We start from the raw sequence: 22937 nt of genomic DNA on the forward strand, positions 1-22937 counted from the left end.
GCGAGTATACACCAAGCGCTGGCGGTGCTTCGAGTCAAACCTGAACGCTGCCGCGCGGGCTAGCGTTCGTGAATTACGTCCAGCGAAAACACGCGCCCGGCGCGGGCATCATCAATGCGTGGCAGTACCAGTGGGCTGCGCATCCGCCCGGCGGCGTCAAGCGCTTTGATCTCGTCAAGCGTCAGCCAGTGGGCAGCCTGGATGTCGTCATCCAGTGGCGTGTCAAGAAAGTGCGCCGGTGCGGCGATAAAGCCGTGGCTGTGAAAGGTCAGCCCGTTGAGCTTGAAAACGTAAAGCCCCAAGTAGCCGTCAAGGGACACCTCCCAGGCGGTTTCTTCGGCGACTTCGCGCCGGATGGCAGCGATAGGGCCTTCGCCGGCCTCGATGTGGCCGGCCGGCTGGTTAAACAGCGTTCTCGGGCCGCCGCGGTCTTCTTCGACCATCAGGTAGCGGCCACCCCGCTGGATAACGCAGGCCACGGTAGCCCGTATGTGCGGTTGTTGAGACGGTTGAGCGCGCGAGGTCATCGGGGTTTTCTCCGGCGGCCGCGCCCGGGCGATTTTGCGGGCCGGCTTGGCGGGCGCGGGGCGTGCAGGGTTTCGCTGCGCCATTCGCCGGGGGCTAACGGATCAAGCCACCAGGGGCCCACGGCAGCGCGAATCAAGCGCAGGGTAGGAAGGCCGACATGGGCGGTCATGCGCCGTACCTGGCGGTTGCGGCCTTCGCTGATAATAAGCTCAAGCCAGCTGGTACGTGGATGGCGTTTGGGGTCAATCGGCGGTGTGCGCTGGGCAATAGCGGGCGGCGCTATGCGCTGGGCCTTGGCCGGCCGCGTGGGACCGTCGGTTAACGTAATGCCTTGGCGCAGCGCCTGAAGAGCGGCGTCGTTGATGTGGCCTTCCACCTGTGCCCAGTAGGTTTTGGGCTGCTTGTGGCGCGGGTGCGCAATGCGATGAATCAGTGCGCCGTCGTCGGTCAGCAGCAGCAGGCCTTCGGAGTCGTAGTCCAGCCGGCCTGCGGGGTAAATATCCTTGACGTGCAGGTAGTCGCCCAGCGTCGCGCGCCCCTGGTCGTCCCGAAACTGGCTGAGCACGCGGTAAGGTTTGTGTAACAGGTAGAGTCGGCTCATGGCAGCGTTAGCATCACTTGCGGTGGGTGATAGGTAAAACGTCGCGGTCATAAAAGTAAAATAACAGCATACTCGACTTTAGGCCGGTTCGCGCCGTCAAGGCTACTCGGCTGGAGAACGACGGTGCTACACTCGGCGTCTCATCGAACAGACCTGTTCGCTCCATCGAGCAGACCAGACAAGGGAGTTCTTCATGGGTTCTACCAACGCGGATTTTCAGCATATCGTTATCCCAGAAGGCGGCAGCCAAATCACCGTTAACGCCGACGACACGCTGAACGTTCCCAACGAGCCGATTATTCCGTTCATCGAAGGCGACGGCATCGGCGCAGATGTGACCCCGGCGATGAAAATTGCCATTGATGCGGCGGTGGCCAAAGCTTACGGCGGCAAGCGCAAGATCCACTGGATGGAAGTGTACGCCGGCGAAAAAGCCACGCACGTTTACGATGCCGATACCTGGCTGCCCGAGGAAACCCTCAGGGCGGTCACAGATTACGTGGTCTCGATCAAAGGCCCGCTAACTACGCCGGTGGGCGGCGGCATTCGTTCGCTCAACGTGGCGCTGCGCCAGAAGCTTGACCTGTACGTGTGCCAGCGCCCGGTGCGCTGGTTTGAAGGCGTACCCAGCCCGGTGAAACAGCCCGCCGACGTGGACATGGTCATTTTCCGTGAGAACTCCGAAGACATTTATGCCGGCATCGAGTGGCAGGCCGGCTCGCCAGATGCCGATAAAGTCATCAAGTTTCTGCGCGAGGAAATGGGCGTCACCAATATCCGCTTCCCGGAAAACTGCGGTATCGGCGTCAAGCCGGTATCCATCGAGGGTACCAAACGGCTGGTGCGCCAGGCGTTGCAGTACACTATCGACAACGATCGCGAGTCGCTGACGCTGGTGCATAAGGGCAACATCATGAAGTTCACCGAAGGCGCCTTTAAAGACTGGGGCTATGAGCTTGCCCGCGATGAGTTTGGCGCTGAGCTGCTCGACGGCGGCCCGTGGATGACCATGAAAAACCCCAACACCGGCAAAGACATCGTCATCAAGGACGTGATTGCCGACGCTATGCTGCAGCAGATTCTGCTGCGTCCGGCGGAGTACGACGTCATCGCCACGCTCAACCTCAACGGTGACTATATCTCCGATGCGCTGGCGGCTGAGGTTGGCGGTATCGGCATTGCGCCGGGGGCCAACATTTCCGATGCGGTTGCCATGTTCGAAGCCACCCACGGCACAGCACCCAAGTACGCCGGACAGGATAAGGTCAACCCGGGCTCGCTGATTCTTTCCGCCGAGATGATGCTGCGTTATATGGGCTGGGTTGAGGCCGCTGATCTGGTGCTCAAAGGCATGGAAAAAGCCATTGCCAAAGGCGAGGTGACGTACGACTTCCATCGCCAGATGGAAAACGCGGTGCTGCTCAAGTGCTCTGAGTTTGGACAGGCCGTTGCTGACAACATGTAAGTGTCGTGCCTGAAAAGCCCCGTCCGCGCCGCCGCGGGCGGGGCTTTTTTATGCCGGCATGCCCGCCCGGCGCGGGCGCTGTGCTATTTTAGAGGTGTTTTTAAACGCCGAGCCTCAAGGCTCTGAACCCTTGCGGAACCAGGGCGTCCAATGTTTGGCATAACACGTCAGGCATGACACCTTGGTCTAGCGTAAATGATTCCACTTGTTGCCTATGCTGAAACAACACACGGTCAGCCCGCCGCAAGCGGGGATGACACACCCGGCATCGCCGGACACCGATGAAGATCTGGCGGTCGCACCCGCCGACCCTGAGCTTGCCAAGCCACCCATGTACAAGGTGGTCTTACATAACGACGACTACACGCCGATGGATTTTGTCGTGGAAGTGCTGCAGGAGTTTTTCCATCTGGAGAGTGAAGCCGCCGTACAGGTGATGCTAGCCGTTCACACCCAGGGCAAAGCGACCTGCGGCGTGTTTACTCGGGATATCGCCGAAACCAAGAGCTATCAGGTCAGCGAATATGCCCGGGAATGCGAGCATCCGTTGTTGTGCGATATCGAAGCGGCCGATTAGACGACACGAGCCGGCAGTAAACATTGAGAAGAAACTTGGCAGCAAGGCTTGCAAGTGCGTGTTTTGTGCCCGATGTTGAGAGTGCCGGTTGATGAAATTGATCTGACGCCAGCCCTAAGTGGCGATACGCCCTGGGTGGGAGTAGCGAAGAAGGGGACTGCCATGCTGAGCAAAGAACTTGAAATGACCCTGAACACGGCTTTTACCGTGGCACGTTCCAAGCGCCACGAGTTCATGACCGTTGAGCACCTGCTGTTGGCGCTTCTGGATAACGCCGCCGCAGTCGACGTGCTCAAAGCGTGTGGGGCTAACCTGGACAAGCTGCGGGCTGACCTGCAGGATTTCATCAACTCGACTACGCCGCTGATCCCTGAAGGGCAAGGCGAGCGTGAAACCCAGCCGACGCTGGGCTTTCAGCGCGTATTGCAGCGTGCCGTATTCCACGTGCAGTCGTCGGGCAAGAATGAAGTCACCGGGGCTAACGTGCTGGTGGCCATTTTTTCCGAGCAGGAGAGCCAGGCGGTCTACTTCCTCAAGCAGCAGAATGTCGCCCGGGTCGATGCGGTCAACTACATCGCCCACGGCATTTCCAAGGTGGCGGGGCACGGCACATCGCCGTCACCGTCGACCCATGAAGCGGAAGACGCCGAAGAAAGTCCCGGCGATGGCGCAGCGCACCCGCTGACCGGCTACGCCACCAACCTCAACGAGCAGGCGCGGCTGGGTAAAATTGATCCGCTGATCGGGCGTGACCACGAGCTTGAACGAGTGGTGCAGATTCTGGCACGCCGGCGCAAGAACAACCCGCTGCTGGTGGGTGAAGCCGGCGTAGGTAAAACGGCGGTTGCCGAGGGGCTGGCCAAGCGCATCGTGGAAGAAGACGTGCCCGACGTGATTGCCGATGCGGTGGTTTATTCGCTGGATATGGGCGCACTGCTGGCCGGTACCAAGTACCGCGGCGACTTTGAAAAGCGGCTCAAGGGGCTGTTGGCCGAGCTTAAAAAGCAGCCCAAAGCAATTTTGTTCATCGACGAAATTCATACCGTCATCGGCGCCGGTGCGGCGTCGGGCGGGGTGATGGACGCCTCCAACCTGCTCAAGCCGCTGTTGTCCTCGGGTGAGCTGCGCTGTATTGGCTCGACGACGTTTCAGGAGTTTCGCGGTATTTTCGAAAAAGACCGCGCGCTGGCCCGGCGCTTTCAAAAAGTCGACGTGCTGGCCCCCTCGGTGGACGACACCATCAAGATTCTCAAGGGGCTGCGTTCGCGCTTTGAAGAGCACCACGAGCTGACCTACACCGACGCCGCCATGGAAACCGCAGCAAGGCTGGCAGATCGCTACATCAATGACCGCTATCTGCCGGACAAGGCGATTGACGTGATCGACGAAGCCGGCGCGCACCAGCGCTTGCTGCCGCCGGAAGTGCGCCTGGATACCATCGACGTGGAACAAGTCGAGGCCGTGGTGGCCTCTATCGCGCGGATTCCGCCGAAGAGCGTTTCAAGCTCCGACCGCAAGCTGTTGGCCAATCTGGACCGCGACCTGAAAATGCTGGTCTTCGGCCAGGATGACGCCATTGATAGCCTGTCGGCGGCCATCAAACTTTCCCGTGCGGGGCTGAAGTCGCCGGATAAGCCCGTGGGCAGCTTTCTGTTTGCCGGCCCCACCGGGGTAGGTAAAACCGAAGTGGCGCGCCAACTCTCGCATGTCATGGGTATCGAGCTGGTGCGCTTTGACATGTCCGAGTACATGGAGCGCCACACGGTGTCGCGGCTGATCGGTGCGCCTCCGGGCTACGTCGGCTACGAGCAGGGTGGGCTTATGACCGAAGCCATCACCAAGCAGCCGCACTGCGTGCTGCTGCTCGATGAAATCGAAAAGGCGCACCCGGAAGTCTTCAACCTGCTGCTGCAGGTGATGGATCACGGCCGGCTGACCGACAACAACGGCCGCGAAGCGGATTTCCGCCACGTCATCGTGATCATGACCTCCAACGCCGGTGCCGAGCTTGCCTCGCGCCGCTCGATCGGTTTTCAGTCCCAGGATCACACGACCGACGCCATGGAAGTAATTCGCCGCACGTTCTCGCCGGAGTTTCGTAACCGTCTGGACGGCATCATTCAGTTCAGCTCGCTGCCCACTGAAGTGGTACGCAACGTGGTGGACAAGTTCCTCATCGAACTTCAGGCACAGCTGGATGAAAAGCGGGTGCAGCTGGATGTGGAAGACGACGCACGCAACTGGCTGGCCGAAGAGGGCTACGACCCGGACATGGGCGCCCGCCCGATGGCGCGCCTGATTCAGGAAAAACTCAAAAAGCCGCTGGCCGAGATGATTCTTTTCGGCGAGCTGGCCGAGCAGGGCGGCACGGTTCACGTGAGCCTGGAAAACGGAGAGCTGAACCTGGCGATGGAGGCAGAGATGGCGGATGCGCCCTGACGGGGCGCGATGCCGGCTTTTACCTTAACCCACGCAGCATGCAAAGCGCCCTGTCATCGACGGGGCGTTGCTGTATCTGATGCCTGCTGGTTTAGCGCGAGCGATACACGATACGGCCTTTGGACAGGTCGTACGGGGTCAGCTCAACCTTGACCTTGTCGCCGGTCAGGATGCGGATGTAGTTCTTGCGCATTTTGCCCGAGATGTGGGCGGTGACCACGTGGCCGTTTTCGAGCTCCACACGGAACATGGTGTTGGGAAGGGTGTCAACAATGACGCCTTCCATTTCAATATGATCTTCACGTGCCATATAGGCCGTTCCTCACTGAGTCATGATAATGGGTGTCACGCATAATCCCCATGATAGGGGATAACCCGCCCGAGTGTTGCGTCGCCCGGGCGATGAAATCGCGCTATATTGTGCCGCAAGGCTGGCGTCAAGGCAAAAAAGCCGGCGTCAGGGCGAGATAAGCCGCCGCCAGCGCCGTCCATCCAGCACCTCAAGTGGCGAAAACGCCTTTTTGTAGCGCATTTTTCGACACTGCTCAATCCAATAACCTAAATAAACATGGGGCAGGCCTCGCTGTTGCGCCAACTCCACGAGCTTCAAGATAGCAAAAGTACCCAGCGAGCGCCTGTCCAGCTGCGGATCAACGTCAAAAAAGGTATAAATGGCCGACAGCCCGTGGTCCAGCTGGTCGAAGACCGCCACGCCGACCAGCCGCTCGTCCAGCGTCATTTCCAGCAGCTGTGCGTAGGGCTGGTCAAGGGTGAGAAACGTCTGGTATTGCTCGCGACTGGGCGGGTACATTTCGCCGTCGGCGTGGCGAGCGCGGATATACGCCGCATATAGCGCGTAGTGTTGCGGCACCCAACGGGCGGACAGCAGGCGCGTTTGAATATCAGCATTACGCCGGAGAATTTTGCGTTGGGTGCGGCCGGGATGAAAATCTTCCACCGGAATACGCGCCGAGCGGCAGGCGCTGCAGTTTTCGCAGTGCGGGCGATACAGGTGACGACCGCTGCGCCGGAACCCCTGTAACGTCAGCGCATCGTAAACGCCTGCAGCCGGCGTTTCTTCAGGATCAAGAAACAGCGTCGTGGCTTCACGGCCGGGCAGATAACTGCAGGCGTGGGGCACCGTCAGAAAAAAACGTAAATCCTTTGCCGGGTGATGGGACGCATTGCTGCTCACGGCTGGCCTCCTTGGATGCATCTCCGGGCACGGACAAGCGGGGCACGGCGCATGGCGTTAACGCACAAGACGGGCGTTATCGTCATCGGCCAGGGCGTCAAGCCACTCGGCCTTTGGCACATGCGGCGTAGCTGTGTTGTCGTCAGGAGCGCTAAAACCGACGTCGGGTAGCCATGTTTCAAGATAGTCGAGGAACGTTGAGCGGGCTATGGTCGTTGCACCGAGGTTTTCCAGGTGCGGCGTGTGCATTTGACAGTCGATGAGCTTGCCGCCGTGGGTACGCATGGCGGCGGTCAGGTAGGCAAGCGCGACCTTGGAGCCGTCGGGTCTGAGCGAGAACATGGACTCGCCAAAAAAGACCGGCCCCATGGCCACGCCGTAAAGCCCGCCGACAAGCGCATCGTCCTGATATACCGCCAGGCTGTGGGCAATGCCCAGCCGGTGTAGCCGACAATACGCGGCGTGCATTTCAGCAGTGATCCAGGTGCCGTCTTCAGCGTCACGCGGCGCGGCGCAGGCACGCATGATGCCGGGGAAATCCTGATTGAGCGTGACGCGAAAACCGCCGTGGCGCAGCCGCTTGGTCAGGCTGCGGCGCTGTTTAAAGGCCTCAGGCTTGAGCACCATGCGTGGGCTGGGACTCCACCACAGAATCGGGTCGCCGTTGCTGTACCACGGAAAAATGCCGTGGCGGTAAGCGCTGACCAGCCAGTGGGGCGTCAGCTCGCCCCCGGCGGCCAGCAGGCCGTTGGGCGCATCAAGCGCCGAATCCGGCGGTGGAAAGACGGGCGTTGGCGACGATAGCCAAGGTAGCATGGTGCGCTCCGGTGACGGGCAGGTGGCGTGAAGCCCTGTGACGGCAGAAGGATGCTCGGTATGATGCCATCTCGACGGCCGTTCGAGAATGCTGCAGGGCAGCGCCGGCCGTGTCAGGTAACGTTGTGGTTATATATGGTTTAGGTGTAAAGGGAGAGTCGCTTGACAGTAAATAAAGCGGGAGACAAGCGAAAGTCGCACGCGTCCAGAACGACGCCGCAGGGGCGCGTCAAGGCCGCCACGAATAAAGCGCGGCGGATGGGCGTGCGCCTGCAGGGAGCCGCGCGTGAAGGCGTGGTGGTTGCGCTGCTGGCGCTGTGCGTTTTCTTGCTACTGGCGCTTCTAAGCTACCAGCCGGGCGATCCGGGGTGGTCGTATCGCGGCCCGGAAAACGGCGTCGCCAACTGGATGGGCGCGGTGGGCGCGTGGCTTGCCGATGTGCTGTATTCCCTGCTGGGTGCCAGCGCGCTGTGGTGGCCGGGAATATGCGGCTTTGCCGCCTGGTGGCTGATGCGTTCGCGTCAGGTGCGCTTCGTACTGGATCCGGTATCGCTTGCGGTACACGCCGGCGGGTTTTTGCTGATGCTGCTGGGCACCACCATGCTGGGGTCGCTGCATTTTTACCACCCGGAAAGCGTGCTGCCGTATGGTTCCGGCGGCATCCTGGGGGAAGGGTTGGTCGGCGCACTGCGGTTGCTGGTCGGCAGCGCCGGCGTGGGGCTGATCGCCGCTGCGCTGATGCTTAGCGGCTTCCCGCTGTTTAGCGGCGTTTCCTGGCTACAGGTGGCTGATGAGGCGGGACGCCGCGCGTGTCGCCTGAGCGGTTGGTTCAAGACGCGCAAAGCGGCGCGCGCCAAGGCCAGGCCACCCAAGCGGGATAACCGGAAGAGCGAGCCCCGCCCCGAGCCGGCGGTAGCCCGCCCATCACCGGCGCCGAAGGCGGCCGACACCGCCCAGGCAGCGCAGCCCACGGGTAAGCGCGAGCCAAGCTTTTCCACTGCCGCGATGGCGCCCGCCACCGCTGAGGCCTCCGTGGAGGCTGACGATACCGATATTCCCTGGAACGCCGCGGCGCACTTTACCGGCAAAGCCGCCGAGCAGGCTGAGGATCAGCCGGTCACCGAAGCAGCGACTCCATCTGAAGCCCATGCGCCTGAACCGCCTTTACCCGAGCCGTATGCGCATGACGCTGAGGCCGAAGGCGCCGCAGCCGAAGAAGACGCTGCGACAGCACCTGAGCCAGAAAAAGTCCCGGAGCGCCCGGACGTTGCAGACACGGCCGATAACGGCAGCGTGCTGTACGGGCGCCGTGAGCCCACTCTTGCTGCGCAGCCGGCTTCGGCACCCGAGCCTGAGACTGAGCCTGAATTTTGGCGCGACCCCGAACCTGAACCCGCACCCGAGCCCGAGTTTCAGCGCGAACCGGCGGTATACGCCTCGGCTCCGGAACCGGAAGAGGCGCCTGAGCCGGTAGCACCGTTTAAGCCGGCAACGTCGTTCGAGCCGGAAGAGCGAGGAGCAGAAACGCCAGAACCGCAAACGCTAGCGGCATATGCTTATGTCGAGCCCGAGCCCGAGCCCGAGCCCGAGCCCGAGCCCGAGCCCGAGCCCGAGCCCGAGCCCGAGCCCGAGCCCGAGCCCGAGCCCGAGCCCGAGCCTGTTCTGGCGTCGCCGCGCAGCCCCGAGGTGGTGCCCGAGCCCGTATGGGACGACGACGATGTACCCCTGCCGGCTGTGCCCGACCCCGAACCCCAGCCAGGCACCGCCGCGCCGGCACTATGGACGGTGGAGCACCTGCAAAGCCAGCGTCCGGTGCTTGATGATATGCCCGAACCCGAAGGCGATCTGCCCAGCCTGCGCCTGCTCACGCCGCCCGAGCCGCACCAGCCCAACTACACCGACCAAGAGCTTACCGATATGGCCGAGCTGCTGGAAGTGCGCCTGAGCGAATACGGCGTCAAGGCCGAGGTGGTGGAAACCTGGCCGGGGCCGGTCATTACGCGCTTTGAAATCAGACCGGCGGCAGGCGTCAAAGCCTCCAAAATCACCAACCTGTCGAAGGATCTGGCGCGCTCACTGATGGTCAAGAGCGTGCGTGTGGTGGAGGTGATTCCCGGCCGGCCGACGGTGGGTATCGAAATTCCCAACCCGCGCCGCGCGATGATCCGCCTGCGCGAGGTGATCGATTCCGACCGCTATCAGCAGGAAACGTCACCGCTCACCATGGCGCTGGGTCAGGATATCGGCGGCGGCGCGGTGGTCGCCAACCTCGGCAAGATGCCTCATCTGCTGGTGGCCGGTACCACCGGCTCGGGGAAGTCGGTTGGCGTCAATGCGATGCTGATTTCCATGCTGTTAAAAGCCAAACCCGATGAACTCAAGATGATCATGGTTGACCCCAAGATGCTTGAGCTTTCGGTGTACGACGGCATTCCGCACCTGCTGGCGCCGGTGGTCACCGACATGAAGGAAGCGGCTAACAGCCTGCGTTGGTGCGTCGCCGAAATGGAGCGGCGCTACAAGCTGATGGCGGCCATGGGCGTGCGCAACATTGCCGGCTTTAATGCCCGGCTGGACGAGGCCGAACGCGCCGGTGCCCAGGTGGCTGATCCGCTGTGGGAACCCCAGCCGTGGGAAATGCACCAGACGCCGCCGGTGTTGAAAAAGCTGCCGTATATCGTGGTGGTGATCGACGAATTTGCCGACATGTTCATGATCGTGGGCAAAAAGGTCGAAGAGCTGATCGCCCGGCTGGCGCAAAAGGCACGCGCCGCGGGTATCCACCTGATTCTTGCGACCCAGCGTCCCTCGGTCGATGTGGTCACCGGCTTGATCAAGGCCAATATCCCCTCGCGGATGGCGTTTCAGGTGTCGTCGCGTATTGACTCGCGCACCATTCTTGATCAGGGCGGCGCCGAAAGTCTGCTCGGCCACGGCGACATGCTCTATCTGCCCGCCGGTTCAGGCCCACCTAACCGCGTACACGGCGCTTTTGTCGACGATGATGAAGTCCACCGCGTGGTGGACGACCTGAGACGCCGCGGTGAGCCTGAATATATCGAGGAGATTCTCTCCGGCGGCGTATCGGCCGACGCACTAGCCGGCCTTGAAGCAGAAGGGGCCGACGATGACGCCGAGAAAGATGCGCTCTACGATGAAGTGGTGCAGTTTGTAACCCAGACGCAAAAGGCCTCAATTTCGTCGGTACAGCGGCGCTTCAAGATCGGTTATAACCGCGCAGCGCGTCTAGTAGATGCCATGGAGAGCGCCGGCGTGGTTAGCCGGATGGGCAACAACGGCGCCCGTGAGGTGCTGGCGCCGCCGCCGATTGGCGACTAAGACGTACCAGAAGGTGCAAAGCTCAAGGAGAAACGCCGGCGGGGGAAACCCGGCGGCGCTTTTTGCGTCTTATTTGTCAGATGATGTATTCATACGAAGCCGCTATATCATGCTAGTGTCGTCCGAATTCCGAATACGCCGCTAACCGACAGGGTTTTAAGGAGAAACATATGCGCCACACCAAGACACAGCGATCGTTTTCATTCGCGCTTGCGGCCAGTGCGCTGGGCTTTATAGCCGCCCCTCAGGCGTGGGCGAACGAAGCCGCCGAGCGGTTGACTGAACGGCTCGACCCGCTGGAAACCTATGAGGCTGAGTTCGATCAGCAGATTCTGGGCAGCGGCGGCGAGCGCTTACAGCAAGTGCAGGGCGAAATGTGGCTGTCGCGCCCGGGCATGCTGCGCTGGGAAGTTGACGCTCCCTATAGCCAGACCGTGGTGTCCAACGGCGAAGAGGTTTATCTGTTTGATCCGGATCTGGAGCAGGTCACGGTGCAGGGCCTGGATAACCGCGTGACTTATACGCCGGCGCTGTTACTTTCGGGTAGCGCCGGTGAGTTGACCGACAGCTTTGATGTGTTCTACGAGCAGGAAGAAGGCGATGACATCTTCACTCTGATTCCCGTCTCGCCGGATACGCTGTTTGAAGAGCTGAGCATGACGTTTAACGGTGAAACGCTCACCGAGCTGTGGATGACCGATAGCACCGGCCAGCGTACCGCGATCCGGTTTTCTGCGATTAGCCAAAACACACCGATTGATGACGAGCGCTTCCGCTTTGATATTCCCGATGGCGTTGACGTGATCCGCGAACAGGCGCCCTAAGCGCCTGTTTCATCTTTAGCGCTGCCCGTCGGCTTCGGCGTCGCGGGCGGCGCGCCAGGCCATAATCGCGGCAAAACGCTGTTCATGTCCCAGCTCGCTGGGCTGGTAAAACGCGGCGTGGGGAAGCGCTTCGGGCCAGCAGTCGTGCGCGCTGCCGGCGGGATAGCCGTCGGGTTCGCTGTGGGCGTAGCGGTAGCCGTCACCGTGCCCCAGGCTTTCCATCAACTTGGTCGGCGCATTGCGCAGGTAGGTGGGTACGTCGAGCTGCGGCTGTTCCCGCGCGAACGCCTGAGCGGCTTTCCACGCGCGGTCAATGCGGTTGCTTTTGGGTGCCACGGCCAGGTGGATGGCCGCATGGGCCATGGCCCGCTGCCCTTCATAATCGCCCAGCCGCAGGTAGGCATCCCAGGCGGCAACGGCCAGCGGCAGGGCGCGCGGGTCGGCGTTGCCCACGTCTTCCGAGGCAATCGCGGTGAGCCGGCGGATCACGTCCAGCGGGTCGCCGCCGCCCTGAATGAACCGGGCAATGTAGAGCAGCGCGGCGTCCGGCCGCGATGAGCGGATCGACTTGTGAATCGCCGAGAGCAGGTCGTAATAGCCGTCCCCCTGCTTATCAAACGCGCTGGCCTGATGCCCGATGACGTCGTCCAGCACAGCAAGCGCCAGCGTTTCGCCGCCGTGAGTTGTGGTGGTGAAGTCGCAGGCGGTTTCGAGTAGCCCCAGCGCGCGTCGCGCATCGCCGGCACTAGCGTGGGCCAGCGCATCCAGCACACCGTCTTCTGTGTGGATGCGTCGCTCCCCGAGGCCGTTGTGGGTATCGGCCAGCGCCTGATGCATCACCTGAACGAGCTCTGCGTGAGTGAGCGGCTTCAAGACATACACCCGGGCGCGGGATAACAGCGCCGAATTCACTTCAAACGAGGGATTCTCGGTGGTCGCGCCGATTAGTGTGAACAGCCCCGACTCAACGTGAGGCAGCAGGGCATCCTGCTGGCTCTTGTTCAGGCGGTGAATCTCATCCAGAAACAGCACCACCGGCGTGGGAGCAAACGCGTGGGCACGTTCGACCACGGTGCGGATGTCCTTGACGCCGGCCATGACCGCGCTGAGGGATTCCAGCCGTGCGCCCGAGGCGTTGGCGAGTATTTCTGCCAGGGTGGTCTTGCCCACGCCCGGCGGCCCCCATAAAATCATCGAGCGCACGGTAGCCGTGTCGGCCATGTGCCTGAGCGGCTTGCCTTCGCCGACCAGCGCTTGCTGGCCGATATAATCGGCCAGCTGACGCGGGCGCATGCGGTAAGCCAGCGGGGCCTGATCGGGTGAAGAAGAAAAAAGATCCATGCAAACTCCGTTGAACAACGCCGTGCCATGAGCTGTCGTTAATAACAGGTACCGTGGTTCTACGGTGGTAATCAAGTCGGCGCCAAGCTACTGTTAGCCATAATTGTTTCAGCCGGCGCGAAAAGAGTCGAGCTTAAAAGCCGAGAACAAAAAACACGCACACACGTCAAGCGCAAGACACCCGCCGTGCACCGGCTTCAGGCTTATTTATCAGGCACGTATCGCGCACCGTGGTACGTGCAAAGCCTTTGGGCATGCGCGGAACAAAGGAGGCGGCATCATGATTAATCAACTGAGCCTGGATCATGCCAACATGGAGCGAATGCTTCATGTGCTGGATTTGAAGTACAAGATTCTGCAGCAGGGAGAACGTCCCAACTTTCACCTGATGCGTGAGGTGGTGGACTATATCCTGTCGTATATGGAAGAGTTTGCCGTCTCGCTTGAGCAAGGTTTTGTCGAGCGGCTGAAGGCACACGTGCCCGAGCATGCCGACATGGCCGAGCAGCTGCTGGCCGACTACCGCAAGCTCAAGCCCCGCCTTGAGCACCTGTCAGACGATATCGACATGGTGCTAATGGATAACGTGCTGCCGATGGACCGCTTTGCCGAGGACCTGAAGCAGTATCTGGACGCGCACCGCGAATATCTGCGCCAAGAGCGTGAGGAGTTGTTTCCGCTGCTGGATAAACGCTTTGATGCCGAAGACACCGAGGCCTTTGTCAAAGCGATGCCGGTGAAGGCCGACCAGATAATCGAGCGTTTGCAGGAATCCTACCCCGAGCTTTACGCCGAGCTGCAGGAGGCCGACGTGCCACCGCTCGACTCGCAGGGCTCTTGATAGCAGCCCTGCCACTCACCGCGTTCAGGAGATAGCGTTCAAGCCATGGCCGGCTCCGTGCTGATTTTTGATTCCGGCGTTGGCGGACTCTCCGTGGCGGCCGCCCTGCGCCAGCACTATCCCGGCGCGGCGCTGAGCTATGCCTGCGATAACGCCTGGCTGCCTTACGGCCTGCGCCCCGACGAGGTGCTGACGCAGCGCATCGTCGCCGTGTGCCGTGCTGCGGTGGAAGCCTGCCGGCCGGCCGTGCTGGTGGTGGCGTGCAATACGGCCAGCACGCTGGCGCTGGAGCCGCTTCGCCGGGCGCTGGCGATTCCCGTGGTGGGCACCGTGCCCGCCATCAAGCCGGCAGCGGCGCTCAGCCAGACACGCCATCTCGGGCTTTTGGCCACCACGGCCACGGTCAGGCGGCCTTATACCCAGCGGCTGATCGAACACTTTGCCGCCGACTGCCGGGTGACCTTCGTCGCGGCGGATGCGCTGGTGACCGAGGCCGAAGCCTGGCTGGGCGGTGCTTCCCCCAATCCTGCACGCCTGAACGCGGCGTTAACCCCGTTGTGGAAAGCGGCCAGCGCCAGCTCGCCGCTGGATACGGTGGTGTTGGGTTGTACCCATTTTCCGCTGCTTACCCCCTGGCTTGCCGCGCTTTCACCGCTGCCGCTTGCCTGGGTGGATTCCGGTGACGCCATCGCTCGGCGCGTGGGCCAGCTGGTCGCGCCGCTGCTGAACGCCAGCGACGAAAGCGGTCAGGCGTTTGCCACAGCGCCCCGACCAGCGCTTGCGCACGCGCTGGCCGCCTACGGTTTTCAACGGCCCGAATATTTGCCGGTCGCCGCATGTTAGGCTCGCCGGCTTTTCAGGCAATATCCCCCTAAAACGTACCCAGACGAGGAGACGCCCTTGGCCATTCCCCAGGTGGAGCCGCAGCACTACGACGCCCAGCTTGCGGCCAAACGCGATGCCGTCACCCACCTTTTTGCCGCGTTTGACACGCCCGCGCTGGAGGTGCACGACTCGCCACCGAGCCACTACCGCCAGCGCTGCGAGTTTCGTCTGTGGCACGAAGGCGACGACGTGTTCTATGCCATGTTTGAAGTCGAGGCAGGCGAGGGCGACAACGGGCGTAAAAACAAGCGGACGGTGCGCCTTGACCAGTACGCCGTTGCCAGTGAAGCGATCAACGCGCTGATGCCCCCGCTGCGCGAGGCGTTTCTGGCCAGCGAGACGCTGCGCCGCAAGCTGTTTCAAATCGAGTTTCTGACCACGCTGTCCGGCGAGGCGCTGGTGACGCTGGTGTATCACCGCCCGCTGGATGACGTCTGGGAAGCCGAAGCGCGGGCGCTCGAACAATCACTGGGCATCATGATTATCGGCCGTTCGCGTAAGCAGCGTCTGGTGCTGACCCGTGATCACGTCTGGGAGCATTTGCACGTGGACGGTAAAGCGTTTGCCTACCAGCAGGTAGAAAACAGCTTCACCCAGCCCAACGCGCAGGTATGTCAAAAAATGCTGGCATGGGCGCGGGACGTAACGGCCGGCAGTCAAGCGCAGGATCTGGTCGAGCTGTACTGCGGCAACGGCAACTTCACTATCGCGCTGGCCGAGAATTTTCGCCGCGTGCTGGCGACCGAGATTTCGCGCACGTCGGTGGCCAGCGCCCAGGTCAACCTGCAGGCCAATAACGTGGACAACGTCCATGTCGCGCGGATGTCGGCCGAAGACTTTGCGCTGGCGCTAAAAGGGGAGAAGCACGGCCGCCGCGTGGCAGAGATGGCGCTGGACGGCTATGATTTTTCTACCGTACTGGTGGACCCGCCGCGGGCAGGGCTGGACGACGCCAGCTGTGCGCAGATCAGCGGCTATGAGCGCATCGTGTACATTTCCTGCAACCCCGAAACGCTGGCGCAAAACCTTGGCCTGTTGACGCGCACCCACCGCATTGAACGCTTTGCCCTGTTTGACCAGTTTCCGTTTACCGACCACTGCGAATGCGGGGTAATGCTGACGCGGCGTGAAAACGTATAGCCCGTGTGCCGAACGCAAACGCTCAGTGGCGTAAAATAAAGGCAGAAACAAACGCTTGGCTCTCGGCGTCATGCGCAAGCGGTATGCACCATGAGCAAGTGATTAAGGGCTTGGGTCACTTGCTCAGCTGGCGTAAGCTAGCCCAAAGACAGGCTTAAAAGCCTCTCTTCCTTCATTTTTTTGGCCGGATGCGGTCTTGGCAGTCGAGGTGATGGATGCATTACGTTGCGATTGAGGAAAGCCGGCAGGATCTGCTGAAACAGCTACAGGAGCGGCTGGAAGCGCGTCTGGAGCCTAAGCGTGCAGAGGCTATTGATGCCTTTGCGCAGCAGTTCTACGCCACGGTGCCCGTGGAAGATCTGGTTAACCGGCGTCTGGATGACTTTTATGGCGCCACGCTCTCGATCTGGCAGTTTTTGCAGCATCATGACCTTGCCAGTCCCAAGGTGCAGGTATTCAACCCCGATTTTGAAGAGCACGGCTGGCAGTCCACCCATACCTTTGTGGCCGTATTGCACAAGGACATGCCGTTTCTGGTGGACTCGGTACGCATTGCGCTTAATCGCCGTGGCCTCACCGTTCACGCCATCCAGAACGCCGTGCTTGCCGTAGAGCGTAGTGCCGGTCACGAGCTGGAAAACGTCGTGCCGGCCCAGGGCGATAACGCGCCTGAGATGCGCGAATCGCTGATCGTCATCGAAGTCGACCGCCACAGCGACCCCGATTCGCTGGCCGCCATCGAGCAGGAGCTGCACGACGTGCTGCGCGACGTGCGTACGGCGGTTAACGACTACGACAGCATGTGCACGCGCATTCGCGACGCGATTCAGGAGCTTGAAAAAGTCTGCCCGCCGCAGATTGATCCCGACGACCACGAAGAAGCCATCGCGTTTCTCGAATGGCTGCTCAATGACAACTTTACCTTTCTGGGCTACGACGAATACGTGCTCGAAAACGGCGCGCTCAAGCGCGACCCGGAAAGCGTACAGGGCGTGTTCCGCCTGGATCAGCCGCGCTACGGCGAGCGCATCCGCACGCAGGAAGGCATCGACGAAAAGAATGGCTACCTGCTGGTGCCGCAGCTGTTGTCGTTTGCCAAAAGCGCCCACCATTCGCGCGTGCACCGCCCGACCTACCCGGACTACATCACCGTTGACCGTTACGACGACGATGGCAACGTTATCGGTGAGCGACGCTTTTTCGGTCTGCTGGCCGCGACCGTGTATAACGAATCGCCGCGCCATATTCCGCTACTGCGGCGCAAGCTCAAGGCGGTAATGGACGTTGCCGGCTTCAGCTCCCAGGGGCATAACGGCAAGCAGCTGTTGCAGGTGCTGGAAGTGTACCCGCGCGATGACCTCTTCCACATCGATACCGATGCGCTGGCGAGCACGGCGCTGGGCATCCTTAACATCCGCGAGCGTCGTCAGGTGCGGTTGTTCGTGCGTGAAGATATCAGCGGCAAGTTTTACTCCTGCCTGATTTTTGTGCCGCGTGACGTGTTCTCGACCCAGCTGCGCCAGAATATCCAGCGGCTGTTGTGCGAAGAAATGGACGCCCACTTTGGCGACTTCAATACGTACCTGTCCGAGTCGGTGCTGGCGCGCATCCAGCTGATTCTGCGTTTCAACGGCGATAGCCCCGGCCAGTTTGACCTTGCGCGGCTGGAGAAGAAAATCGCGCAGCTGGCGCGCAGCTGGCGCGACGAGCTGCAGGCAGCAATGGTCGAAGGCTTTGGCGAAGAACGCGCCAATCACCTGATGGATGACTTTCACGAAGCGTTTTCCGCCAGCTACCGGGAAGATTTCAGCGCCCGCACCGCCGTGTACGACGTACAGCATCTGCTGGACCTGGATAACGAAGACGATCTGGCGCTGTCTCACTATCGCCCGCTGGAAGAGCAGAACGGCGGTGTCAAGCTCAAGCTATACCATCGCCACACCCAGATTCCGCTGTCTGACGTGCTACCGATGATGGAAAGCCTGGGGCTGCGCGTGGTCGGCGAGCGGCCTTATGAAATCAACGCGCCAGAGCAATACTACTGGATTCACGATTTCAACCTGGAGCACAGCGGCGCCGAGATCAGCCTGAGCGACATGCGTGAAGATTTCACTCAGGCGTTCAAGCGCATCTGGTCAGGCGAGGCCGACAACGACGCCTACAACCGGCTGATCATCAGCGCCGGGCTTGACTGGCGCGAAGTGGCGATGCTGCGCGGCTATGCCCGCTACCTCAAGCAGATCCGCTTTGGCATGTCGCAAGACTATATCGCCACGACGCTGAACAACTACGCGGATATTACCCGCGAGCTGGTGGAGCTGTTCAAGCAGCGGTTTGATCCTGACATTGAGTCACACGACGGCGAAGCCTGTTTGGCGCGCATCAACGACCATCTGGAAAACGTCGACAGCCTGAATGACGACCAGCTGCTGCGTCGCTTCATGGAGCTGATCCAGGCCACGCTGCGCACCAACTATTACCAGCGCGACGAAGACGGCGGGTACAAGGATTATATTGCCTACAAGCTTGCGCCCTCGAAAGTGACGGGTATGCCCAAGCCGCGCCCGGCCTACGAGATTTTTGTCTGCTCGCCCCGGGTGGAAGGCGTACATCTGCGCGGCGGCAAAGTGGCGCGCGGTGGGTTGCGCTGGTCTGACCGGTTGGAAGATTTCCGCACCGAAGTACTGGGGCTGGTCAAGGCGCAGCAGGTCAAGAACGCGGTCATCGTGCCGGTAGGCGCCAAAGGCGGCTTTGTGTGCAAACGCATGCCCGAAAACGCCGACCGTGAAACCCGGCAAAATGAAGGCATTGCCTGCTACCAGACCTTTATCCGCGCGCTGCTGGACGTCACCGACAACTTCGACGGCGGCGACGTCGTGCCGCCCGATAACGTAGTGCGCCACGATGATAACGATGCCTATATGGTGGTGGCAGCTGACAAGGGCACGGCAACGTTCTCCGATATTGCCAACGAAATTTCGCTGGAATACGGCCACTGGCTGGGCGACGCGTTCGCCTCCGGCGGTGCCAATGGCTATGACCACAAGAAAATGGGGATTACCGCCCGGGGTGCCTGGGAATCGGTCCAGCGCCACTTCCGCGGGCTTGGCGTCAATACCCAGAGCGACACTTTCAGCGTGGTCGGCGTCGGGGATATGGGCGGCGACGTGTTCGGCAACGGCATGCTGCTGTCTGATCAGATCGAGTTGGTCGGGGCGTTTAACCATCTGCATATTTTCGTTGACCCGACACCGGATGCCGGGCCCACCTTTACCGAGCGTCAGCGGCTGTTCGATATGCCGCGCTCCAGCTGGGAAGACTTCGACAAGTCTTTGATTTCCGAGGGTGGCGGCATCTTCAGCCGCAGCGCCAAATCAATCGCCATCACCCCGCAGATGCAGCAGACATTCGGCATCAGCGAGGAGCGGCTGGCGCCCAACGAGCTGATCCACGCCATGCTCACCGCCAAGGTGGATCTGGTATGGAACGGCGGCATTGGCACCTACGTGAAAGGCGCTGACGAAACCGACGCCGACGTGGGCGACAAGGCCAACGACGCGCTGCGCGTCAACGGCGCCGAGCTTAACTGCCGCGTGATCGGCGAAGGCGGCAACCTGGGCTGCACCCAGCGTGGCCGGATGGAAGCGGCGGCCAACGGTATTCGCGTGTACGCCGATTTCATCGACAACGCCGGCGGGGTCAACTGCTCTGACCATGAAGTCAACATCAAGATCCTGATCGACGAAGTGGTCAAGCGCGGCGACATGACCGACAAACAGCGCAATCAGCTGCTGGCGGAGATGACCGAAGAAGTGGCCGAGCTGGTGATCAAGGACAACTATCGCCAGACCCAGGCGCTGGACCTTTCCGAACTGTTGTCTCAGCAGAGCATCGCGCCCTATCGTCGGTTTATCAGCGAGCTTGAAGAGGCCGGTGAAATCGACCGCGAACTTGAGTTCCTACCCGAAGATGACGTGCTCAAAGAGCGCGCGGCCAATGCTCAGGGAATGCTCCTGCCCGAGCTTTCGGTGCTGATTTCGTACGCCAAGAGCACGCTCAAGGGTGACCTGATCGAATCCGATGTGCCGGACGACAGCTACGTGCATCAGCATATTGAGCGCCTCTTCCCGAAGGTGCTGGTCGAGCGCTATACCGAGGAAATGAACGATCACCGCCTGAATCGCGAAATCGTTGCCACTCAGGTGGCAAACGATCTGGTGGATCACATGGGCATGGTCTTTGTACGCCGCCTGATGGACTCCACCGGGCTGGGCCGTGCGGAGATCGCCCGCGCTTACATCGTCGCCCGGGAAAGCTTCAACCTGCCGGCGCTGTGGGCCGATATCGAAGCACTGGACAACAAGGTTCCCGGTCACGTGCAGTATTCGATGATGCTGGGGCTGATGCGCATGATCCGCCGCGCCACGCGCTGGTTCCTGCGTCAGCACACGGGGCTTTCCGTCGAAGACACCATTGAATACTTCGGCCCACGTCTGGCCACGCTGCAGGACAACATTGGCGAGCTGCTGAGCGGCGAAGAACGCGAGGCCTGGCAAGCGCGCCGCGATGAGCTGGTTGACGCGGGCGTGCCCGAGACGCTGGCCGACAACGTGGCCGCTGCGCCGAGCCTGTACGCCGGGCTGGGCATTATTCAGGCTGCGCGCCATACCGATGAAGCGCCGCAGCGCGTTGCCGAAGTGTTCTACGAGATCGGCAGCCGCCTGGAACTGCCGTGGATGATCCAGCAGGTGTCTCAGTTGGACGCGCGGGATGCCTGGCAGGCTCAGGCGCGGGAAACGTTCCGCGACGATATCGACCGCCAGCAGCTGGCGCTGACCACCAGCGTGCTCATGCTTGAAGCGGGCAGCGGCAGTGCCGGAGAACAGGTCGCTCAGTGGCTGGAGCAGAACCATGAGCTACACAGCCGCTGGTGTCGTTTGATTGACGAGGTGCGTAGCGGTAGCGAAAGCGGCTTTGCGCTGTTTGCCGTGGCCGTGCGTGCGCTGGTTGGTCTGGCGGAAAGCGGCAGCGAATGACGCCCGTAATGGGTATTGTGAACTAAGCGCAACCCTGCGCTGATACGCCGGATCCTGCCGGCACAAGCGCCCCGAGTGACGTGAACAACGCCGCTCGGGGCGCTTTTTTTGCGGTGCCTGCGCTTTGCGCTATACTCGCCGCCGCCCGTGCCCGCCAATCGCCTGGAGAGACGATGTACCATTTTGCCCGCCCGCTGTTTTTTCGCCTTGATCCCGAAGCCGCGCATACCGCGGCGCTCAAGTCCCTTGACTGGTTGCATCGCGTGGGCGGCGTGCGTCGGCTGGCGGGCACCGCAGTAGACGACCCGGTGGAGCTTTTGGGGCTGACCTTCCGCAATCGCGTGGGACTGGCCGCGGGGCTGGATAAAAATGCCGACCATCTGGATGCGCTGGGCGCGCTGGGCTTTGGCTTTGTTGAAGTGGGCACGGTAACGCCCAGGGCGCAGCCGGGTAATCCCAAACCCCGGCTGTTTCGTCTGGCCGGGCACGACGCCATCATCAACCGCTTCGGCTTTAATAACCACGGCGTGGCGCATCTGGTCGAGCAGGTCAAAAAGCGCCATTTTGGCGGCGTGGTCGGGATTAATATCGGCAAGAACCTGACCACGGCGGTGGAAAACGCCGTGGACGACTACCTGCTGTGCCTGGACGCGGTGCACCCCCATGCCGACTACGTTACCGTGAATATCTCGTCGCCCAATACGCCCGGGCTGCGTACCCTGCAGTTTGGGGAGCAGCTGGATGCGCTGCTGGCGCCGATCCGCACCCGAGGCAACGAGCTGAACACGACGCACGGCCGACGCGTGCCGCTGCTGGTAAAGATTGCCCCGGATATGCAGGACGATGAAGTCGAGCTGGTGGCGCAAAGTATCGCGCGCAACGGGTTTGACGGTGTGATTGCCACCAATACGACCATCTCACGCGAGGCGGTGCAGGGCGATCCTCAGGCGGAAGAAGCCGGCGGCCTTTCCGGCAAGCCCGTATTCGAGGCCTCCAACCGCGTGATCCGCCAGCTGCGCAAGCACCTGCCCGAGATCGTGATTATCGGCGTGGGGGGAATCGACAGCGGCGCTGCCGCGCGGGAAAAAATCGCTGCGGGAGCGGATTTGGTGCAGCTTTATTCAGGGCTGATATATCAAGGGCCGGCGCTGGTCGGTGAGTGTGCCAAGGCGCTTGCAGAACTCGCGCGCACAAAAAAGCCCGCCGAATAAGCGGGCTTCTCGTGCCTGAACGCTGCTTTGTCAACAATGACGGCCTTGGGTCAAAAATGACGGTCTCAAAAGAGACAGGGCCGGAAAAGGAGCATTCAGGCGGTAACCGTGGGGTTTCGGTGAATGCCGGAAACGCCGGTCATTCCATCCCACTGATCGCCGCGGCCTTCTCGCCAGCCGCTCATCCAGTATTCGCGTACGTTAACGTTGTCGCTGGGGCACTCATCGCGAGAGCGGCCGGTAACGCCGGCCTTGTAGCCGCGGACGTAGGCTCGCTGAAAGGGATCACGCTTTTGTCGTTTCATTGGCTAACCTCTTTTATGAAAGCCTTTGAGAAAAGCGGCGCGCTGTTGAAAAAAGGAGTCGAGTCAGGCACTGGTGATGCATCAATGCCTGCTTGTTATGCACTTGACGTTAACAGCGCGACCGCTTCGAAGATTCCGCCAGCGAATGCAGCCGCACGGAAGCTGATTTCAAACAAAGAGCGGTGGGAACCGGCCCGGCAAACAGTGCTGCGCACTCACGTGCGGAACATACCGCCGGTTGCCCTGTACAGATCACGCGCGCCAAATAATCCGGAAGGGCGGCGCATGATACTTAACGCATGCGTTATTGCGTAGCTACACTCTTATGATTAGCCCATGATGGGGACATTGTCGACCCTTGAATTGTCATCAGACGTAAATTTATTTGTCATCT

17 protein-coding genes are annotated in these 22937 nt (G+C 61.2%); 10 read left to right on the top strand and 7 right to left on the bottom strand.

Translation table 11 applies throughout. From position 1 onward, the window contains the following. Positions 1–59: 59 nt before the first annotated feature. Positions 60–527 (bottom strand): NUDIX domain-containing protein, encoded by a 468-nt coding sequence (locus B5495_RS13205; protein WP_079554440.1) that lies wholly within the window; start codon positions 525–527, stop codon positions 60–62. Beyond that, positions 524–1129: a pseudouridine synthase gene (locus tag B5495_RS13210; RefSeq protein WP_079554442.1), complete on the bottom strand. Its 606-nt coding sequence runs from the start codon at positions 1127–1129 to the stop codon at positions 524–526. The genes B5495_RS13205 and B5495_RS13210 overlap by 4 nt, the downstream gene beginning before the upstream one ends. Positions 1130–1322: 193 nt before the next feature. Between B5495_RS13210 and icd the strand changes: the two genes are divergently transcribed. From icd to clpA, 3 genes are all read left to right on the top strand, one after another. After that, positions 1323–2594, top strand: a complete 1272-nt coding sequence (gene icd / locus B5495_RS13215) for an NADP-dependent isocitrate dehydrogenase (RefSeq protein WP_079554444.1) — start codon at positions 1323–1325, stop codon at positions 2592–2594. Positions 2595–2847: 253 nt separating this feature from the next. Continuing rightward, a complete protein-coding gene (gene clpS, locus B5495_RS13220) occupies positions 2848–3171 on the top strand; it encodes an ATP-dependent Clp protease adapter ClpS (RefSeq protein WP_079555102.1) in 324 nt (107 codons plus the stop codon). A 162-nt stretch (positions 3172–3333) separates the two neighbouring features. Next, entirely contained in the window at positions 3334–5610 is a 2277-nt protein-coding gene (gene clpA, locus B5495_RS13225) for an ATP-dependent Clp protease ATP-binding subunit ClpA (RefSeq protein ID WP_079554446.1), read from the top strand. A 91-nt stretch (positions 5611–5701) separates the two neighbouring features. Here clpA and infA read toward each other — a convergent pair whose 3' ends face one another. From infA to aat, 3 genes are all read right to left on the bottom strand, one after another. After that, complete coding sequence (infA, locus tag B5495_RS13230) at positions 5702–5920, bottom strand: translation initiation factor IF-1 (RefSeq protein WP_007111068.1); 219 nt, start codon at positions 5918–5920, stop codon at positions 5702–5704. Positions 5921–6067: 147 nt separating this feature from the next. After that, positions 6068–6805: an arginyltransferase gene (locus B5495_RS13235; protein WP_079554448.1), complete on the bottom strand. Its 738-nt coding sequence runs from the start codon at positions 6803–6805 to the stop codon at positions 6068–6070. Between the two features lie 57 nt (positions 6806–6862). Further along, positions 6863–7621, bottom strand: a complete 759-nt coding sequence (gene aat, locus B5495_RS13240; RefSeq protein WP_079554450.1) for a leucyl/phenylalanyl-tRNA--protein transferase — start codon at positions 7619–7621, stop codon at positions 6863–6865. Positions 7622–7783: 162 nt separating this feature from the next. Between aat and B5495_RS13245 the strand changes: the two genes are divergently transcribed. Further along, positions 7784–10960, top strand: coding sequence for a DNA translocase FtsK (locus tag B5495_RS13245; RefSeq protein WP_079554452.1), 3177 nt, complete (start codon positions 7784–7786; stop codon positions 10958–10960). Positions 10961–11130: 170 nt separating this feature from the next. Continuing rightward, positions 11131–11784, top strand: a complete 654-nt coding sequence (gene lolA, locus B5495_RS13250) for an outer membrane lipoprotein periplasmic chaperone LolA (RefSeq protein WP_079554454.1) — start codon at positions 11131–11133, stop codon at positions 11782–11784. A gap of 15 nt (positions 11785–11799) precedes the next feature. On the opposite strand, the gene B5495_RS13255 is transcribed toward lolA, so the two are convergent. Beyond that, complete coding sequence (locus tag B5495_RS13255; RefSeq protein WP_079554455.1) at positions 11800–13125, bottom strand: replication-associated recombination protein A; 1326 nt, start codon at positions 13123–13125, stop codon at positions 11800–11802. Positions 13126–13405: 280 nt separating this feature from the next. Here B5495_RS13255 and B5495_RS13260 point away from each other — a divergent pair, with 280 nt between their 5' ends. The 5 genes from B5495_RS13260 to B5495_RS13280 all read left to right on the top strand — a co-directional run bounded on the left by B5495_RS13260 (position 13406) and on the right by B5495_RS13280 (position 22238). Then, positions 13406–13966, top strand: coding sequence for a hemerythrin domain-containing protein (locus tag B5495_RS13260; RefSeq protein WP_079554457.1), 561 nt, complete (start codon positions 13406–13408; stop codon positions 13964–13966). Between the two features lie 45 nt (positions 13967–14011). After that, positions 14012–14809 (top strand): glutamate racemase, encoded by a 798-nt coding sequence (gene murI / locus B5495_RS13265; protein WP_079554459.1) that lies wholly within the window; start codon positions 14012–14014, stop codon positions 14807–14809. Between the two features lie 57 nt (positions 14810–14866). Further along, the gene (trmA, locus tag B5495_RS13270; RefSeq protein WP_079554461.1) at positions 14867–15991 is read left to right on the top strand and encodes a tRNA (uridine(54)-C5)-methyltransferase TrmA; all 1125 of its coding nucleotides are present in this window, start codon (positions 14867–14869) and stop codon (positions 15989–15991) included. Between the two features lie 215 nt (positions 15992–16206). Then, positions 16207–21027 carry an NAD-glutamate dehydrogenase gene (locus B5495_RS13275; RefSeq protein WP_079554463.1) on the top strand — a complete coding sequence of 1607 codons (4821 nt, stop codon included), beginning with the start codon at positions 16207–16209 and terminating at the stop codon, positions 21025–21027. 173 nt (positions 21028–21200) lie between these two features. Then, positions 21201–22238, top strand: a complete 1038-nt coding sequence (locus B5495_RS13280; protein WP_079554465.1) for a quinone-dependent dihydroorotate dehydrogenase — start codon at positions 21201–21203, stop codon at positions 22236–22238. Positions 22239–22333: 95 nt separating this feature from the next. Here the strand turns inward: B5495_RS13280 and rmf are convergent, their stop codons facing one another. Then, on the bottom strand, positions 22334–22543 hold the full coding sequence (gene rmf / locus B5495_RS13285) for a ribosome modulation factor (RefSeq protein ID WP_079554467.1): 210 nt from the start codon (positions 22541–22543) through the stop codon (positions 22334–22336). Between the last annotated feature and the right edge of the window lie 394 nt (positions 22544–22937).

It is taken from the genome of Vreelandella subglaciescola (assembly GCF_900142895.1).
In the GTDB taxonomy this organism is placed as follows: domain Bacteria; phylum Pseudomonadota; class Gammaproteobacteria; order Pseudomonadales; family Halomonadaceae; genus Vreelandella; species Vreelandella subglaciescola.

Coding starts and splice junctions, on each gene's coding strand:
- rmf (WP_079554467.1), bottom strand. CDS start 22,543: ATGAAACGACAAAAGCGTGATCCCTTTCAGCGAGCCTACGTCCGCGGC.
- icd (WP_079554444.1), top strand. CDS start 1,323: ATGGGTTCTACCAACGCGGATTTTCAGCATATCGTTATCCCAGAAGGC.
- clpS (WP_079555102.1), top strand. CDS start 2,848: ATGACACACCCGGCATCGCCGGACACCGATGAAGATCTGGCGGTCGCA.
- infA (WP_007111068.1), bottom strand. CDS start 5,920: ATGGCACGTGAAGATCATATTGAAATGGAAGGCGTCATTGTTGACACC.
- murI (WP_079554459.1), top strand. CDS start 14,012: ATGGCCGGCTCCGTGCTGATTTTTGATTCCGGCGTTGGCGGACTCTCC.
- clpA (WP_079554446.1), top strand. CDS start 3,334: ATGCTGAGCAAAGAACTTGAAATGACCCTGAACACGGCTTTTACCGTG.
- B5495_RS13280 (WP_079554465.1), top strand. CDS start 21,201: ATGTACCATTTTGCCCGCCCGCTGTTTTTTCGCCTTGATCCCGAAGCC.
- lolA (WP_079554454.1), top strand. CDS start 11,131: ATGCGCCACACCAAGACACAGCGATCGTTTTCATTCGCGCTTGCGGCC.
- B5495_RS13255 (WP_079554455.1), bottom strand. CDS start 13,125: ATGGATCTTTTTTCTTCTTCACCCGATCAGGCCCCGCTGGCTTACCGC.
- B5495_RS13210 (WP_079554442.1), bottom strand. CDS start 1,129: ATGAGCCGACTCTACCTGTTACACAAACCTTACCGCGTGCTCAGCCAG.
- aat (WP_079554450.1), bottom strand. CDS start 7,621: ATGCTACCTTGGCTATCGTCGCCAACGCCCGTCTTTCCACCGCCGGAT.
- B5495_RS13260 (WP_079554457.1), top strand. CDS start 13,406: ATGATTAATCAACTGAGCCTGGATCATGCCAACATGGAGCGAATGCTT.
- B5495_RS13205 (WP_079554440.1), bottom strand. CDS start 527: ATGACCTCGCGCGCTCAACCGTCTCAACAACCGCACATACGGGCTACC.
- B5495_RS13275 (WP_079554463.1), top strand. CDS start 16,207: ATGCATTACGTTGCGATTGAGGAAAGCCGGCAGGATCTGCTGAAACAG.